A 14,554-nucleotide genomic window follows, 5' to 3' on the forward strand; every position below is an offset into this window, starting at 1 on the left:
TTCACCTTTCAGCAGATGCGGGGAAGCTGTTCACCGACGAGAACGTCGACGACACGGCTGGAACCGACCAGGGTGCGCGCGATCACGCGACCAGGTGTTCCGCCGGTCACCTCGCCGATCACGGCGGCGCTCGCGCCTTCGGGAACCGAGCGCATGGCCCGGAGCACCGCCGGCGCGGACGCCGGCGCCACGAACGCGACGAGGCACCCTTCGTTCGCGACGTGCATCGGGTCGAGCCCGAGCAGCGCGCACGCGGCGGCGACATGTTCGGGGACCGGAACGGTCGCTTCGTCGATCTCGACGAGAACGCCGGACGAGTGAGCCAGTTCGTTGAGCGCGCTCGCGAGTCCGCCGCGGGTGGGGTCGCGCAGGGCGTGCACGGCGTCGCCGCCCGCCTCGATCATCGCGGCCACGAGGCGATGCAGTGGCCTGCTGTCCGACGAGATCTCCGGTTCGAAGCCGAGCTCCTCCCGCGCGCTCAGGATCGCGGTGCCGTGCAAGCCGATCGGACCGGACAGGAGCACGACGTCGCCGGCGCGGCCTCCCGTGGCACACGGGCGGGCCTCACCGGTTCGAAAGCCGATTCCTGTTGTCGTGACATAAAGTCCGTCGGCGGCGCCCCGGCCGACCACCTTGGTGTCGCCGGTGACGATCCTGACCCCGGCCGCCGCCGCGGCGGCCGCGGCCGAGCGGGTGATCCGGCGCAGGTCCGCGATCGGAAAGCCCTCTTCGATGATGTACGCGAGGCTCAGCGCGACCGGTACGGCGCCGCGCATCGCCAGGTCGTTGACCGTCCCGTGGACCGCGAGGGAGCCGATGTCGCCGCCGGGGAAGAACCGTGGTGTCACGACGAACCCGTCGGTGGTGAAGACCGTGTCGACGCCACCGACGCCCACCACGGCCGCGTCTTCGAGCGGTTCGTCACCACCGAGTTCGGCGATGATCACCTCATTGAGCAACTCGGTCATGAGCTGCCCGCCGGAGCCGTGACCGAGCAGGATCCGGTCGGTATCGGTATCCGGTACGGGGCAGGCGAATCCGGTCATCGGTACTCCGATCGACGGCCGGCGTTGTGGAACGCCGCGCAGGTTCCTTCGTTCGAAACCATCGGTGCGCCGAGTGGCGTCCGAGGGGTGCATGCTTTCCCGTAGGCGGGACAGTCGGTCGGAATCCTGGTCCCACGGAGGATTTCGCCCGCGATGCAGACCGGGGACTCGCGAGTGACCACGCCGGTCGTGGCGAAGCGCCGATCGGCGTCGAAGGCGGCGAATTCGGGCGAAAGCTCGAGTCCGCTCGCGGGGATCTCCCCGATGCCGCGCCATTTCCGGCCGGTCACCTGGAAGACGCGGTCGACGGTGTCGCGGGCGGTGGCATTACCCGTCCGGCGGACCGCTCGCACGTACTGGTTCTCCACCTCCGCACGCCCGCTTTCGAGCTGCCGCACGGCCATCAGAATGCCTTCCAGCAGGTCGAGCGGTTCGAACCCGGTGACCACGATCGGAACGCCGTACTGGGCGGCGATGGGTTCGTACTCGGTCCAGCCCATCACCGCGCAGACATGTCCGGCGGCGAGGAAGGCGCGGACTTGGTTGTCCGGGGCGTCCAGCAGTGCCGTGATCGCGGGAGGTACGAGCACGTGGCTCACCAGAACGCTGAAGTTGCCGATTCCGGCCGTCGCCGCACGGAGCACCGCCATCGCGTTGGCGGGAGCCGTCGTTTCGAAGCCGACAGCCAAGAAGACCACTTCGCGGTCCGGGTGTTCCCTCGCGATCCGCACCGCGTCGAGTGGCGAGTACACCACCCGCACATCCGCTCCACGCGCTTTGAGCCCGAGAAGGTCTCCGCCGGTTCCCGGAACGCGGAGCATGTCCCCGTAGCTGGTCAGGATCACTTCCGGCCGCGCGGCCATCGCGAGTGCTTTGTCGATGACTTCGAGCGGGGTCACGCAGACCGGGCAACCCGGTCCGTGGATCATGCGCATTCCCGACGGCAGGAGCTCGTCGATGCCCTGCCGGACGATCGTGTTGGTCTGGCCGCCGCAGACCTCCATGATCGTCCACGGCCGGGTCGCGGTCGCTCTCAGTTCGCCGAGCAGCCGTCCGGCCAGGACGGGATCGCGGTATTCGTCGAGATACTTCACAGTCCCAGCTCCGTTTCGAACACGTCCGGCATCGCGCGCAGGACGGCGAGCGTCCGTGCCGCCTCGGTCTCGTCCACCACACTGATCGCGAAACCGACGTGGACGATCACGTGGTCGCCGACCTCGGCTTCCGGCGTGTAAGCGAGGCAGACCGGTCTCCGCAACCCGTCGAAGTCGACGATCCCGGTGCGCGGGAACTCCTCGTCGACGCGCACGATGCGGCCGGGGATACCTAGGCACATGACGTCGACCGTCCCGTCAACAGCGCGGCGGCGACGGCCGCCTGCCCGAAGCTGATTCCTCCGTCGTTCACCGGCACCCGCTCGCCGGTGAGCACCCGGAAACCCAGTCCGGTCAGCGAATCCGTCACCGAAGTGGTGAGCCGGTCGTTCTGGAAGACGCCGCCACCGAGGCACACCGTTCTGCTCCCGCCCGTGGCCGAGGCTTCGCTCACGAGGGCGACGGTGACCTCCGCGATCGTCGCGTGGAAACGGGCCGCGAGCCGCGGGACGGGGGAGTCGCCGGAACCGAGTAGCTCGCGCAGGGTGGGTACCGGGTCGTAGACCCAGAGACCGTCACGCCGATGCAGGTTCCAGGTGAACGGGTCTCCCGTGGGCTCGCCGGACGCGGCCGCTTCGAGCAGGATCGCGGCCTCTCCTTCGTAGCTGTTCTCGTCGCAAAGCCCGAGCATGGCCGCGACGGCATCGAAAAGCCTCCCCGCGCTGGAGGTGAGCGGGCTGTTGACCCGGCGTTCGATCATGCGCCGGACGAGGGCGGACTCCCGGGTCTCCGGTGGCTGGGGAAGACGATCCGCGCCGAAGTCCTCCGCGCCGAATCGGTAGCCCAGTGCCATGCGGTCCGGCCGTCGCACCGCGACATCACCACCAGGCAGCGCGACCCTGCCGAAGCGGCCCAGCCGCCGATAGCCGGTGTAGGTGGCCAGCAGAACCTCGCCACCCCACAGCGTGTTGTCGTCGCCGAGGCCAAGGCCGTCGTAAGCGACTCCGATGAACGGCTCGTCGACGCCATGCTCGGCGGCCACGGCCGCGACGTGCGCGTGGTGATGCTGCACCGCGATCCGCCGCTCACTCGGCCAGTTCGCCGCGTGGGAGGTCGAGTGGTAGCGCGGATGGAGGTCGTGCGCGCAGAACTCCGGGGTGACGTCCAGCCAATGGCACAGCCGGCGGGTCGTTCGTTCGAAGGCGTCGACCGATCCCGCCTTGGCGAGATCACCGATATGCGGGCTGATCACGGCGCGGTCGCCGACCGCCAGGGTGACGGTGTTCTTCAGGTGGGCTCCCAAGGCCAGCACGCTCCGGGGAGAAGGGACGGGAAGTGCGAGCGGGTCCGGTGCGTAGCCGCGGGCACGCCGGATCAGCCGTCCGGCCCGCATCACCGAGTCGTCGTTCCGGGTGAGGATGGGTCTGTCGTGCCCGAGAATTCCGTCGGTCACCGGGCCGAGCGACGCGCGGGCATGCTCGTCGGACACCGTGATCGGTTCATCCGCCAGATTCCCGCTGGTGACGACCAGCGGACGCCCGAGGTCGTGCAGCAGGAGGTGATGCAGCGGGCTGTTCGGCAGGAACAGCCCGATCTCGGGCAGCCGGGGCGCCACCGCGCCGGACACCGCGGTGCCCGGCCGCTTCGGGAGAAGCACGATGGGGCGCGCCACCGACTCCAGCCGCCGGGCCGCCGGGCCGTCGACGACCGCCTGCCCGGCCGCCTCACGAAGATCCGCGACCATGACGGCGAAGGGCTTACCCCGCCGGTGTTTCACCGCCCGCAGCCGGCCGACCGCTTGATCGTTCGTCGCGTCGCAGACCAGCTGATAGCCCCCGATCCCCTTGATCGCGACGACGCCACCGTCGCCGATCGTCGTGACAGCGGCCGCGAGCGCCTCCTCCCCGGTCCGGCCCGCCCAGGAAAGACGCGGTCCGCAGCGAGGACAGGCGATCGGTTCGGCGTGGAACCGCCGGTCGGTGGGGTCGTGGTACTCGCCGGCGCACCGGTCGCACATCGGGAACCGGTTCATGGCCGTCCGGACGCGGTCGTACGGGAGCTGTTCGACGATCGTGGCTCGGGGGCCACACCTCGAACAGTTGAGGAACGGGTACCGGTAGCGCCGGTCGGCCGGATCGAACAGCTCCTCGAGACACGGTGCGCAGGTGGTGAGATCGACGGGCACGATTCGAGGTCCGGCCCGGGACACGCTGTCCCGCACCGAGAATCGCCGCGACTTCCGCGGTGACTTCAGCGTCGTCACGTCGATTCGCTCGACCATTGCGGGAGGCGGCGTCCGGTCCAGGATGGTCCGGTGGAACCGCGCGAGGACGTCGGGGTGCGCGGAGGCGGTGATCACCACATGACCTCCGATGTTGCGCACCTCCCCGCCGACGCCCAGTGCTGTCGCGACACGGTGGACGTAGGGCCGGAAACCGACACCTTGGACGGCGCCGTGCACTTCCCACCGTTGTGTGACGTCCCCTCCGGGCATCAGGCCTCCATGGTCGACTTTCGTAAAGCCTGTGGCGGATTCGGGCGGCCCTCTCCTCAACGGTGGTGGCGTGTCGCGAAAGCCACTTTCGCGACACCTGACGTCCCGAAAGTGGCTTTCGCGACACGCCGGCCACTCCGGAATCCGCCGAACAGGCTCCAAGAATCGGCGAGGCTCCGGAGTGCCGGATAGGGCAGAACGTCCCCCGCTCGTCCTTCGAACGGCCCGCGGCCCGCCGGATGGATCCATTGTGGACAGACTGGGCCGAAGGTCCCGTCGTCTGGTTACGAACGCCGCTGCCGGTGGCGCTCTCCTGCTCCTAACGTCCGTGACAGTTGCCGAAATCGGATGGGGTGAGCTGCCATGCCGGAGAATCCGGGGCACGGGGTGGTCGTCGGTGTCGACGGCTCGGAGTCCGCGATCAGGGCCGTCCGCTGGGCGGTGGATCAGGCGCGGCGGCGCCACGCGGAACTCACGCTGGTGCACGCGATCGACGACGAATCGCTGAGCCATCCGAGGCCGATGCCGACGCGCGAGGACCTCGGGAAGATGATCAGGATGCGGGGGCATCGTCTCCTGCGGCAGGCGCGGGACGCCGCCAGGGAGGTCGCTCCGGACGTCCACGTCTCGCTGGTGTTGCAGCACGAACGTCCGGTGCAGGCGCTGAAGGACGCGGCCGAGAACGCGGACCTGCTGGTGCTGGGGACGGAAGGACTGCGCCCGCTCGGCCGGGTGCTGGTCGGGTCGGTGTCCGTCGCGCTGGCCGCCAAGGCGGCGTGCCCGGTCGCGCTGATCCGGCCGCATGTCGCGGAGGAGGACACGCCGCACGACGGCCCGGTCGTCGTCGGGATCGACGGAACCCGGACCAGCGAAGCCGCTCTCGCGCTCGCCTTCGAAGAAGCTTCCTGGCGGCAGACGGAGCTGGTCGCCCTGCACTGCTGGGACGACACCTTCCTCTCGGCGGTGTTCGAGGAGACGCACTGGAGCCTGGAGCGCTCCGAGTTCGAGGAGAGCGCGAACGAGGTGCTGGCCGAACGGCTCGCGGGCTGGCGGGAGAAGTATCCGGACGTGCGTGTCCACCGGGAGGTCGTGCGGGGCCGCCCGGCGGACGAGCTGCTCAAACGCGCCGACCGGGCGCAGCTGCTGGTCGTGGGCAGCCGCGGCCGCGGCGGGATCGCCGGGATGCTGCTCGGCTCGACCAGCCAAGCGGTGATGTCCTACGCCCTGTGCCCGGTGATCGTGGCCCGCGAAGCAGGGGACCGGTGACGGGTTCCGCCGTGGCCCGGGCAACGACGGGCCTCACCACGGCCGAAGCGGCGACCGCCCTTCGCCGTGACGGACCGAACACCCTGCCCGCCGCGAAACGGCGGAATCCGCTGCTGACCCTGGCCGGGCAGATGGTCCACTTCTTCGCGCTGATGCTGTGGGCGGCCGCGGGGCTGGCTCTGGTCGCCGGGATGCCGGCGCTGTCGATCGCGATCGCCGTGGTCGTGGTGCTCAACGGGGCTTTCTCGTTCGCGCAGGAGTACCGCGCGGACCGGGCCGCGGAACGGCTGCGGGATCTGCTGCCGGTGCGCGCGACGGTGCGCCGGGACGGGCGTGCGGTCGTCGTGGACGCCGCGGATCTGGTCGTGGGCGACGTGGTCCTGTTCGAAGCGGGGGACCGGGTGTGCGCCGACGGGGAACTCGCCGAGTGCGGCATGCTCTCGGTCGACGAGTCGATGCTCACCGGCGAGAGCAGACCCGTGCGGCCGGACACGGGCGGATCCGTCTTCGCCGGGACGTATGTCACCGAAGGTCACGGGGTCGCGATCGTGACGGCCACCGGCGCCCGCTCCCGCCTCGCCGGGATTTCCGCGGTGACCGCGAACGCCGTGCGGCCGAAGAGTCCGTTGGCCGCGCAGCTGCACCGCGTGGTGCGGATCGTGGCGCTGATCGCGGTCGCGGTCGGTTGCGTGTTCTTCGCCGCCGCCCTCGGTCTCGGCCGGGCGGGAACGGAAAGCTTCCTGTTGGCGATCGGGGTGACGGTCGCGCTTGTGCCGGAGGGGCTGCTGCCCACCGTGACGCTGTCGCTGGCGCGGGCGGCGCAGAAGATGGCCGGCCGCAAGGCCTTGGTGCGCAGGCTCGAATCCGTGGAGACGCTGGGGGCGACCACGTTCATCTGCACCGACAAGACCGGCACCCTGACCCGTAACGAGATGTCCGTCGTCCGGGTGTGGACCCCGGCCGGCACGGTCGAGGTCGACGGTGCCGGCTATCGGCCGGTCGGTGAGCTGACCGGCTCGCCCTCGGCGGTGCGGGCGGTGGCCGCGCTCGCGGATTCCGCGGCCCGGTGCTCCCCGGACGCGCACGCCGTCGAGGAGGCGAACGGATGGCGTCCGGTGGGCGACCCGATGGAGGTGGCGCTGCACGTCCTCGCCGCCCGAGCCGGAGTCGCCGCTCCTCCGCGGCCGCGTGACCGCAGGCCGTTCGATCCGCATCGGCGGCGGTCGTCGGTCTCGGACGTCGACGGCCTCCACGTCTCGGGCGCGCCGGACACCGTTCTGCCGCTGTGCGGGAAGGCGCCCGGCGCGGAGGAAGCCATCGCCGCGTTCAGCCGGGCGGGCCTGCGGGTGCTCGCCGTGGCGCACCACGCGAACCCGTCCACGAAGGAGGATCAAGGCGGGCTGACGCTGCTCGGCCTCGTCGGGCTGGAAGATCCGCCCCGGCCCGACGTCGGTGCGGCGATCGCGTCCTGCCGCCGCGCCGGGATCCGGCTGGCGATGGTGACCGGCGACCATCCGGGGACGGCCGCGGCCATCGCCGAGGAGGTCGGACTGCTCGGGCCGGACCGGCTCGTGCTGGAAGGCAAGGATCTGCCCGCCGATGACGAGGAACTCGGCAGGCTGCTCGACGTCGACGGTGTGGTGGTCGCCAGGGTGGCCCCGGAGGAGAAGCTCCGGATCGCGAAGGTCCTCCAGGCCCGGGGGCATGTCGTGGCGATGACCGGAGACGGCGTCAACGACGGGCCGGCCCTGCGCACGGCCGACATCGGTGTCGCGATGGGCGCCTCGGGCAGTGACGTCGCCAGGGAGGCGGCCGACCTGGTCCTGCTCGACGATCATTTCGGCACCATCGTGGCCGCCGTGGAGCTCGGGCGCGCGACGTTCGTGAACATCCGGCGCTTCCTCACCTATCACCTGACCGACAACGTCGCCGAGCTCACGCCGTTCGTCGTGTGGGCGCTCGCGGGCGGGCAGATCCCGCTGGCCATCACCGTTCTCCAGGTACTGGCGCTCGACATCGGCACCGACCTCCTCCCGGCCGTCGCGCTCGGCGCGGAGCCGCCGAACCGGCGCACGATGGAGGGACCGGCGAAGGGCGGTTCCCTGATCGACCGCAGGCTGGTACGCCGTGCCTTCGGTGTGCTCGGCCCGGCCGAGGCGCTCATGGCCATGGCGGCGTTCCTGGTGGTGCTGCTGGGCGGCGGATGGTGGTTCGGCGAGACGCCCGGTGCGGCGCTGCTCGCGACCGCGTCCGGCACCGCGTTCACCGCGATCGTGCTCGGCCAGCTCGCGAATGCCTTCGCCTGCCGGAGCGAGTCACGCTGGGTCGGCAGGATCGGCTTGCGCGGAAATCCCTTGCTGTGGTTCGCGATCGTCTTCGAGCTCGCGATGCTGGCCGCGTTCCTTCTCCTGCCGCCACTGCCCGGCCTGCTCGGCGGTACCGTGCCGAGCCCGCTCGGCTGGGTGCTGGCGTTCGTCACCGTCCCGGTCGTGCTGCTCGCGGACACGGTCCACAAGGCCGTTCGCGCCCGGCGCTGACCGGCGCGCGATCCTCGCCAAGGCCGAGACCTCGGTCTCGATGGCCTTGGCGAGGAACCCGGTGTCCGGAGCGCTCGCGAAGTCCAGCGTGATCCCGAAGGTGAGCTTGTCGCGATAGGAGAGCACGGCCACCCCGGTCCGCAGGTTCAACGCGACCGGGACGTAGGGGTAGAGCTCCAGCACCTCGCGTCCGAGAGACCGAAGCGCTGTCCGCGGTCCGGGGACGTTCGTGACCACCGAAACGACGTTGTGCTGCGGGAGACCGGCGGCGAGCCGGACGGCCCACGCGATCGGCGCGAACGGCGCGCCCGCCGCGACACCGGTCAGCGTGGCGCCCGCTTCCGCCTCTTTGCTCGCCTTCAGCGCGGCCGAGCGCCGGTGAACGGCGGCCAGCCGTCCCGCGGGATCCGGGACGTCGACGGGAAGCAGGGGCAGCATCAGCGAGACCTCGTTGTCGACGGTATCGCGACTCCCGCGGACGGAGACCGGTACGAGGGCACGGATCGCGTCCGGGACCGGCCGCTCACCTCGCCGCCGCAACAGCGCACGGAACGCGCCTGTGACGGCCGCCAGTGCCACGTCGTTGACCGAGACGTCGAAGGCCCGGCTGATGGCGCGCACTTCGTCGAGGGAGGAATGTGCCACCTCGTAACGCCGGTCCGGGCCGATGGGGCCGGAGAGCGACGACCGTGCGGCGGGGATGAGCGCGGAAGCGAAGGCCGTCAGCCCGGAAACGGCATCCGCGATCTCGCGCACCGCCCGGGACGGAGACAGCGCCAGCCGTACCACCGCGCGAAGCTGTCTGGCGGGAATCAGCATGAGCCTGCGTGCGGCGTCCTTGAGCAGGTCCAGCGTGCCGAGGTCGGGGACCGGTTCGGCAGGCGCGGTGTCTCCAGACGCGTCCGTGAAGAGCACTTTCAGCAGTTCGTTACCGGTGACGCCGTCCGCGACGCAGTGGTGCAGTTTCGACAGCACCGCCCAGCGGCCGCCGGAAAGTCCTTCCAGGACCCAGAATTCCCACAGCGGATGGTCCCGGTCGAGGCGTTCCCCCATCAGCAGGGCGACCAGTTCGCACAGCTCCTTCTCCCCGCCAGGGGGCGGGACGGCGACTCGGTGGAAGTGCCGGGCCGCGTCGAACCGATCGTCGTCGACCCACACCGGCGGCCCCAGATCGAGCGGCACCCGGTGGATCTTCTGCCGGTAGCGCGGGATCAGCGGCAACCGGCCGGTGATCGACCGGACGAAGTCCGCGTGCGACGGCGGCGGACCTTCGAGCACCGCCACCGACGCGATGGACAGGGAGGCGTTGGCATCCCCGTCCTCCAGTTCCAGGAACGCCGCGTCGAGCGGGCTCAGATGGTCCATCGGTGTCTCCCTGGTTCGTTCAGGACGCGAGATCGCCTTCCTCGGTTTCCTGCCGGAGAACTTCGAGGACGACGCTTCCGTCCACGGTCTCCCTGGTCATCAATTCGGCGGCCAGTAGATCCAGCGCCTTCCGGTGCCGGCGCAGGGCGCCGACGGCCCGGTCTTCGGCCGCGCGCAGCAGGCGCGCGACCTCGCGGTCGATAACCTGCTGTGTTCGCTCCGAGAAGCCGCCGTGCCTGTTCTCGGACGGGTCCTCGGCGAGGAACCGCGCGTGCGCGGCCGGATAGGCGACCGGGCCGAGCGCGGTGGACAAGCCGAACTCCGTCACCATCTTCACCGCCAGCGCGGTGGCGCTGGCGAGGTCGTCGGCCGCGCCGGTGGAACCCTGGCGGAACACCACGAGTTCCGCGGCGCGCCCGCCTAGCCGGACGGTCAGCAGGTCGGTGAGGTAGGCCTCGCTGTAGAGGTGCCGTTCGGCCTCGGGAAGCTGCTCGGTGGCGCCCAGTGCCATCCCCGCCGGCAGGATGGTGACCTTCGCGACCGGATCGGCGTGTTCGCACAGTGCGGCGATCAGCGCGTGACCGGATTCGTGGACGGCCACGGCGTGCCGTTCTTCGGGCAGCAGGGCGTTGGAGGTTTCGCGGCGGCCGAGCAGGACCCGGTCACGGGCGGAGTCGAGATCGGCCGCCGTGATGGTCGTCCGCCCGTCGCGGACGGCGTTGATCGCTCCCTCGTTGACGAGGTTCGCGAGATCCGCGCCGGAGAAGCCCGGGGTGCCCCGGGCGACGCGCCGGAGATCGACGTCGGGGCCGAGGTGCTTGCCGTTCACGTGGACGACGAGGATCGCCGCGCGTTCGTCCTGGTTCGGCAGCGGCACGGTGACCTGCCGGTCGAACCGGCCGGGCCGCAGCAGCGCGCGGTCGAGGGACTCCGGCCGGTTGGTCGCGGCGAGCACGACGATCCCGCTGCTCTGATCGAAACCGTCCATCTCGGCCAGAAGCTGGTTCAGGGTCTGTTCGCGTTCGTCGTGCCCGCCCGTACCGCCGATGCCCCGGCGGCTCCCGACGGCGTCGATCTCGTCGATGAAGATGATGGACGGCGCCCGGTTCCTGGCCTCGGTGAACAGGTCTCGGACCCGCGACGCGCCGACACCGACGAACATCTCCACGAACTCGGAACCGGTGACGGACAGGAACGGCACACTGGCCTCGCCCGCCACCGCGCGGGCCAGCAGTGTCTTCCCGGTGCCCGGCGGTCCGACCATGATGACGCCGCGCGGCCCTTTCGCGCCCGCCGCCGCGTAGCGATCCGGATCGCGGAGGAAGTCGACGATCTCACTGACGTCCTGCTTGACCCCTTCGTATCCCGCGACATCCGCGAACCGGGTGGTGGGCCGCTGCGCTTCGATGATCTTCGCCTTCGACCGGCCGAAACCACCGGCTCCGGCGAGGGAACGCTGGGCGCCTTTGCCCATCCAGATCAGGAATCCCACCAGCAGGAGCAACGGAACCAGACTGCCGACCAGGGACAGCAGGGCCGAGGAGCCTCCCTGCTCGCCGGTGACCTGGATACCCTTCTCCTTCAGTTTCGGCAGCAACTGGTCGTCGGTGAGGGCGACGGGAAGTTGTGTCGTGAAAGCCGTCCCGTCACGGAGGTTCCCCTTGATCGCCCCTTCGTCGTCGACGGTGACCTTCTGCACCTGCCCCGCGTCTACTTTGGACAGAAGCTCCGTGTAGCCGAAGGAGGGGGTCTCGGCGGTCAGCAGCTGAGGCAGGAAGAACAGAAGCAGCATCACCAGGAAGACCGCGGGCACCGTCCAGCGACGCCAACGTGAGGGCTCGGGCGGGCCCGAAGGCGGGATCGGATCGGAGGGCGGACCGGGTTTGGCCGTCCGTGACATCACTTCGTCCCTTCGTGCGCGGGTTCGGTCACCCGCGCAGCACGGCGCGCCGGGTCTCGTACTCGTCCTTGTCGATCTCCCCGCGGGCGAAGCGTTCGTTCAGGATCTTGATCGCGTCGTCGTGGCCGGTCGAGGTCTTGGTGGTGCGGCGCAACAGGATCACCGCGACGGTGACGAGGCCGCCGATCAGGATGACCACGGTGATCATCATGAGCAGCATGCCGACCCAGCCGCCGTCGGAGTAGTGCCAGTACGGCATGGTCTTTCCCTTTCGTTTCAGTGGCTCTGGTAGCGCACTTCGCCCGCCACCGGCGTCCCGAGCGGCGCGAGAACCTCGTCGAGGTTCCGGCGCGGGGTCGCGGTGAGCGGGTCGGCGTTGACGGGCGCCCAGCCGGTGCGCAGCACCATCTGCGGGAAGGTGCCGCCGGTGACCAGTTCGCGCACCTTCGCCCTGGTGTCCGCGATCTCCAGCGGTTCGGTCAGCGGAGAGGTGGCCAGGCCGAGGCTGGTCGCGGCGAGCAGGACCGCGCTGGTCGCCTCGCCCGCGCGGAGCCGGGACATCGTGTCGTCCGAAGCCGTGCTGAGCACGAGGAGCACGGTCTCGTCCGCCTCACCGGTCGAGCCTTCGGGCTGGCCGAGCCGGGGGTCGGCGAACGCACGCGCGGGCAGGGCGCCGGGGGTGTCGTCCTGTGCGGGTGCGTTCGCCGACGGGACGCCGTCGGGAGCGGTATGCCTGCCGCTCCAGGCGGCGAGTTCGGTCCGGTAGGCCGGGTCGGCCGCGTGGATCTCGGCGGCTTCGGAGATGGCGAGGGCGAGGTGATACCGGGCGGCCTCGAGTGCGGGGCGCAGGATCGCGCCTTCGTCTCCCGCGTGGCGGGCGAGGTTTTCGAGGTGCCCGGCGGGCACGGTCCAGGAGCTGTGCCTGCGCCGGTCGGTCCGGCGGCGGGGGATGGCGGCGGCGAGCGCGATCTCCTCCTGGGTCGGCTCGTGCCGGTGCAGCTCCAGAGAGGCGAGGTGGTCCGGCTCCGCGGGATTGGGCAAGCGGTGCACGCCGGTCCGCCAGCCCAAGGCCGCGAAGCCGACCCGGATGTGGTGCAGGGCCGCGCCGCAGCTGAGCATCAGGTCGCGGCCGTCGGGATCGGTCCCGGCCAGCAGCCGGGTCCGGTCGGCGTAGAGGTGGACGGTGCGATCCCCGACGCGCCATTGCCACGGCTGGGAGTTGTGCACGGAAGGAGCGCGGCAGGCCAGGGCCACCGCGGATTCGACGGTGAACTCGTCGGGAAGGCCGTGGTCCATCGGAAACCTGCCTCTGCTCTACGGGTGAAGGGGGTGCGTCTCATGGTTCTCCGGACGCCGTGGGCCGTGGAGGGTCAGAGGGCCCGGTTCGCCGGGCCGTTCGATCCTGTTCCCTCGCACGGCCCCGCTGGATCGTCGAAGGGTCCGCTCCCCGCAAGGAGGCGTCCCATGAGTTCGGCAGTCCGCGTCGAGGCCTCGCTCGACACCGACCTGTCCCGCTGGCTGTGGCTGGTGAAATGGTTGCTCGCGATCCCGCACTACCTCGTGCTCGCGGTGCTGTGGCTCGCGTTCGTCCCGCTGACGGCGGTGGCGTTCTTCGCCATCCTGTTCACCGGGCGGTATCCGCGGGCGATCTTCGAGTTCAACGTCGGAGTTCTCCGCTGGGCGTGGCGGGTGCACTACTACGCCTACGCCGCGCTGGGCACGGATCGCTATCCGCCGTTCACCCTTGCCGACGATCCCGGTTACCCCGCCCGGCTCGAAATCGACTACCCGGAGCGGCTTTCCCGCGGTCTCGTGCTGGTGAAATGGTGGCTGCTCGCGATCCCGCACTACCTCGTCGTCGCTCTCTTCGCCGGGGGCGGGCTGTGGCTGTGGAACACCTCGGACGAGGGTTTCCAGTGGGGAGCGGGCGGGCTGATCGGGATCCTGGTGCTCATCGCCGGTGTCATCCTGCTGGTGCGGGGGGAATATCCCAAGCCGATCTTCGATTTCGTGCTCGGGCTGGACCGGTGGGTCATCCGGGTGGGCGCGTACGCCGCCCTGATGACCGACGACTATCCGCCGTTCCGGCTGGACCCGGGCGGTAGCGAACCCGGCCCGCCTGCCGCCGGTTCCGCGGAACCGGTGCGGCATCCTCCGCGTCCGGCGGGCTGGACGACCGGCCGCGTCGTATCACTCGTGATCGGTGTACTGCTCGCCGTCGTGTCGACCGGTCTGCTCAGCGGAGGCGCGGCCTCGCTGTGGCTGGACAGGGCCGATCGCGACGCCGACGGATACTTGACGGTCACGGGGACCTACAGCACCGATACCGCCGCCCTGGCGAGCGAACGGATCACCTTCGTCTCCACCGCCGCCGGCGAGGTTCCCGTCACCCGGGCGCTCGGTGACATCCGGGTACGCGTGACCCCGCTCGGCGCGAAGGACGTTTTCGTGGGTGTCGCGCCATCGTCGGTGGCGGATCGCTATCTGAGCGGGACCGACCACGCGACGGTCACCGACCTCGGCTCGGGCGAGCTGATCGTGCACCGTTCCCCGGAGTCGCCGGTGCTCCCGTGGGAGGCGGGGATCTGGACGGTTTCCGCGATCGGTCCCGGCACCCAGACGATCACTTGGCCCGACCAGGCGGGCGACTGGACCCTCGTGGTGATGAACGCCGACGCCTCGGCCGGTGTGGACGTCCGGGCGGAGGCGGGCGCGACCCTGCCGATACTCGGCTGGTTGTCCTGGGTCCTGCTCCTCTCGGGCGCGTTGCTGCTCGCCGCCGGGGTGGCACTGGCCGCGGTCGCCGTCACCCGCGTCTCGAACGAGCTTTCGCCGACCCGGTAAGGAGAATC

At 70.4% G+C, this 14,554-nt stretch carries 10 protein-coding genes and 1 pseudogene; 3 read left to right on the forward strand and 8 right to left on the reverse strand.

The window, feature by feature from the left end:
* Window positions 1–8 precede the first annotated feature (8 nt).
* From hypE to hypF, 4 genes are read right to left on the reverse strand one after another with little or no spacing between them, the layout of a single operon-like run.
* On the reverse strand, window positions 9–1,046 hold the full coding sequence (hypE, locus tag ACIBTM_RS12865; protein ID WP_395876653.1) for a hydrogenase expression/formation protein HypE: 1,038 nt from the start codon (window positions 1,044–1,046) through the stop codon (window positions 9–11).
* Window positions 1,043–2,140 carry a hydrogenase formation protein HypD gene (gene hypD, locus ACIBTM_RS12870; protein WP_395876654.1) on the reverse strand — a complete coding sequence of 366 codons (1,098 nt, stop codon included), beginning with the start codon at window positions 2,138–2,140 and terminating at the stop codon, window positions 1,043–1,045. Before hypD ends, hypE begins: the two co-directional genes overlap by 4 nt.
* Window positions 2,137–2,382 carry a HypC/HybG/HupF family hydrogenase formation chaperone gene (locus tag ACIBTM_RS12875; RefSeq protein WP_395876655.1) on the reverse strand — a complete coding sequence of 82 codons (246 nt, stop codon included), beginning with the start codon at window positions 2,380–2,382 and terminating at the stop codon, window positions 2,137–2,139. Before ACIBTM_RS12875 ends, hypD begins: the two co-directional genes overlap by 4 nt.
* Window positions 2,373–4,634, reverse strand: coding sequence for a carbamoyltransferase HypF (gene hypF, locus ACIBTM_RS12880; protein ID WP_395876656.1), 2,262 nt, complete (start codon window positions 4,632–4,634; stop codon window positions 2,373–2,375). The genes ACIBTM_RS12875 and hypF overlap by 10 nt, the downstream gene beginning before the upstream one ends.
* 363 nt (window positions 4,635–4,997) lie before the next feature.
* Between hypF and ACIBTM_RS12885 the strand changes: the two genes are divergently transcribed.
* Window positions 4,998–5,900, forward strand: a complete 903-nt coding sequence (locus tag ACIBTM_RS12885) for a universal stress protein (RefSeq protein ID WP_395876657.1) — start codon at window positions 4,998–5,000, stop codon at window positions 5,898–5,900.
* Entirely contained in the window at window positions 5,897–8,437 is a 2,541-nt protein-coding gene (locus ACIBTM_RS12890) for a cation-translocating P-type ATPase (protein WP_395876658.1), read from the forward strand. The genes ACIBTM_RS12885 and ACIBTM_RS12890 overlap by 4 nt, the downstream gene beginning before the upstream one ends.
* Window positions 8,438–8,458: 21 nt before the next feature.
* On the opposite strand, the pseudogene ACIBTM_RS12895 reads toward ACIBTM_RS12890, so the two are convergent.
* From ACIBTM_RS12895 to ACIBTM_RS12910, 4 genes and pseudogenes are all read right to left on the reverse strand, one after another.
* Window positions 8,459–9,802, reverse strand: a pseudogene (locus ACIBTM_RS12895) (wax ester/triacylglycerol synthase family O-acyltransferase); the annotation flags it as partial.
* A gap of 19 nt (window positions 9,803–9,821) precedes the next feature.
* Window positions 9,822–11,702 carry an ATP-dependent zinc metalloprotease FtsH gene (gene ftsH / locus ACIBTM_RS12900; protein ID WP_395876659.1) on the reverse strand — a complete coding sequence of 627 codons (1,881 nt, stop codon included), beginning with the start codon at window positions 11,700–11,702 and terminating at the stop codon, window positions 9,822–9,824.
* Between the two features lie 28 nt (window positions 11,703–11,730).
* On the reverse strand, window positions 11,731–11,961 hold the full coding sequence (locus ACIBTM_RS12905; RefSeq protein ID WP_395876660.1) for an SHOCT domain-containing protein: 231 nt from the start codon (window positions 11,959–11,961) through the stop codon (window positions 11,731–11,733).
* Between the two features lie 17 nt (window positions 11,962–11,978).
* Window positions 11,979–12,998: an Acg family FMN-binding oxidoreductase gene (locus ACIBTM_RS12910; RefSeq protein ID WP_395876661.1), complete on the reverse strand. Its 1,020-nt coding sequence runs from the start codon at window positions 12,996–12,998 to the stop codon at window positions 11,979–11,981.
* Window positions 12,999–13,166: 168 nt separating this feature from the next.
* Between ACIBTM_RS12910 and ACIBTM_RS12915 the strand changes: the two genes are divergently transcribed.
* A complete protein-coding gene (locus ACIBTM_RS12915; RefSeq protein ID WP_395876662.1) occupies window positions 13,167–14,546 on the forward strand; it encodes a DUF4389 domain-containing protein in 1,380 nt (459 codons plus the stop codon).
* Window positions 14,547–14,554 lie beyond the last annotated feature (8 nt).

The organism is Amycolatopsis sp. NPDC049868 (assembly GCF_044461365.1).
Classification (GTDB): Bacteria; Actinomycetota; Actinomycetes; order Mycobacteriales; family Pseudonocardiaceae; genus Amycolatopsis.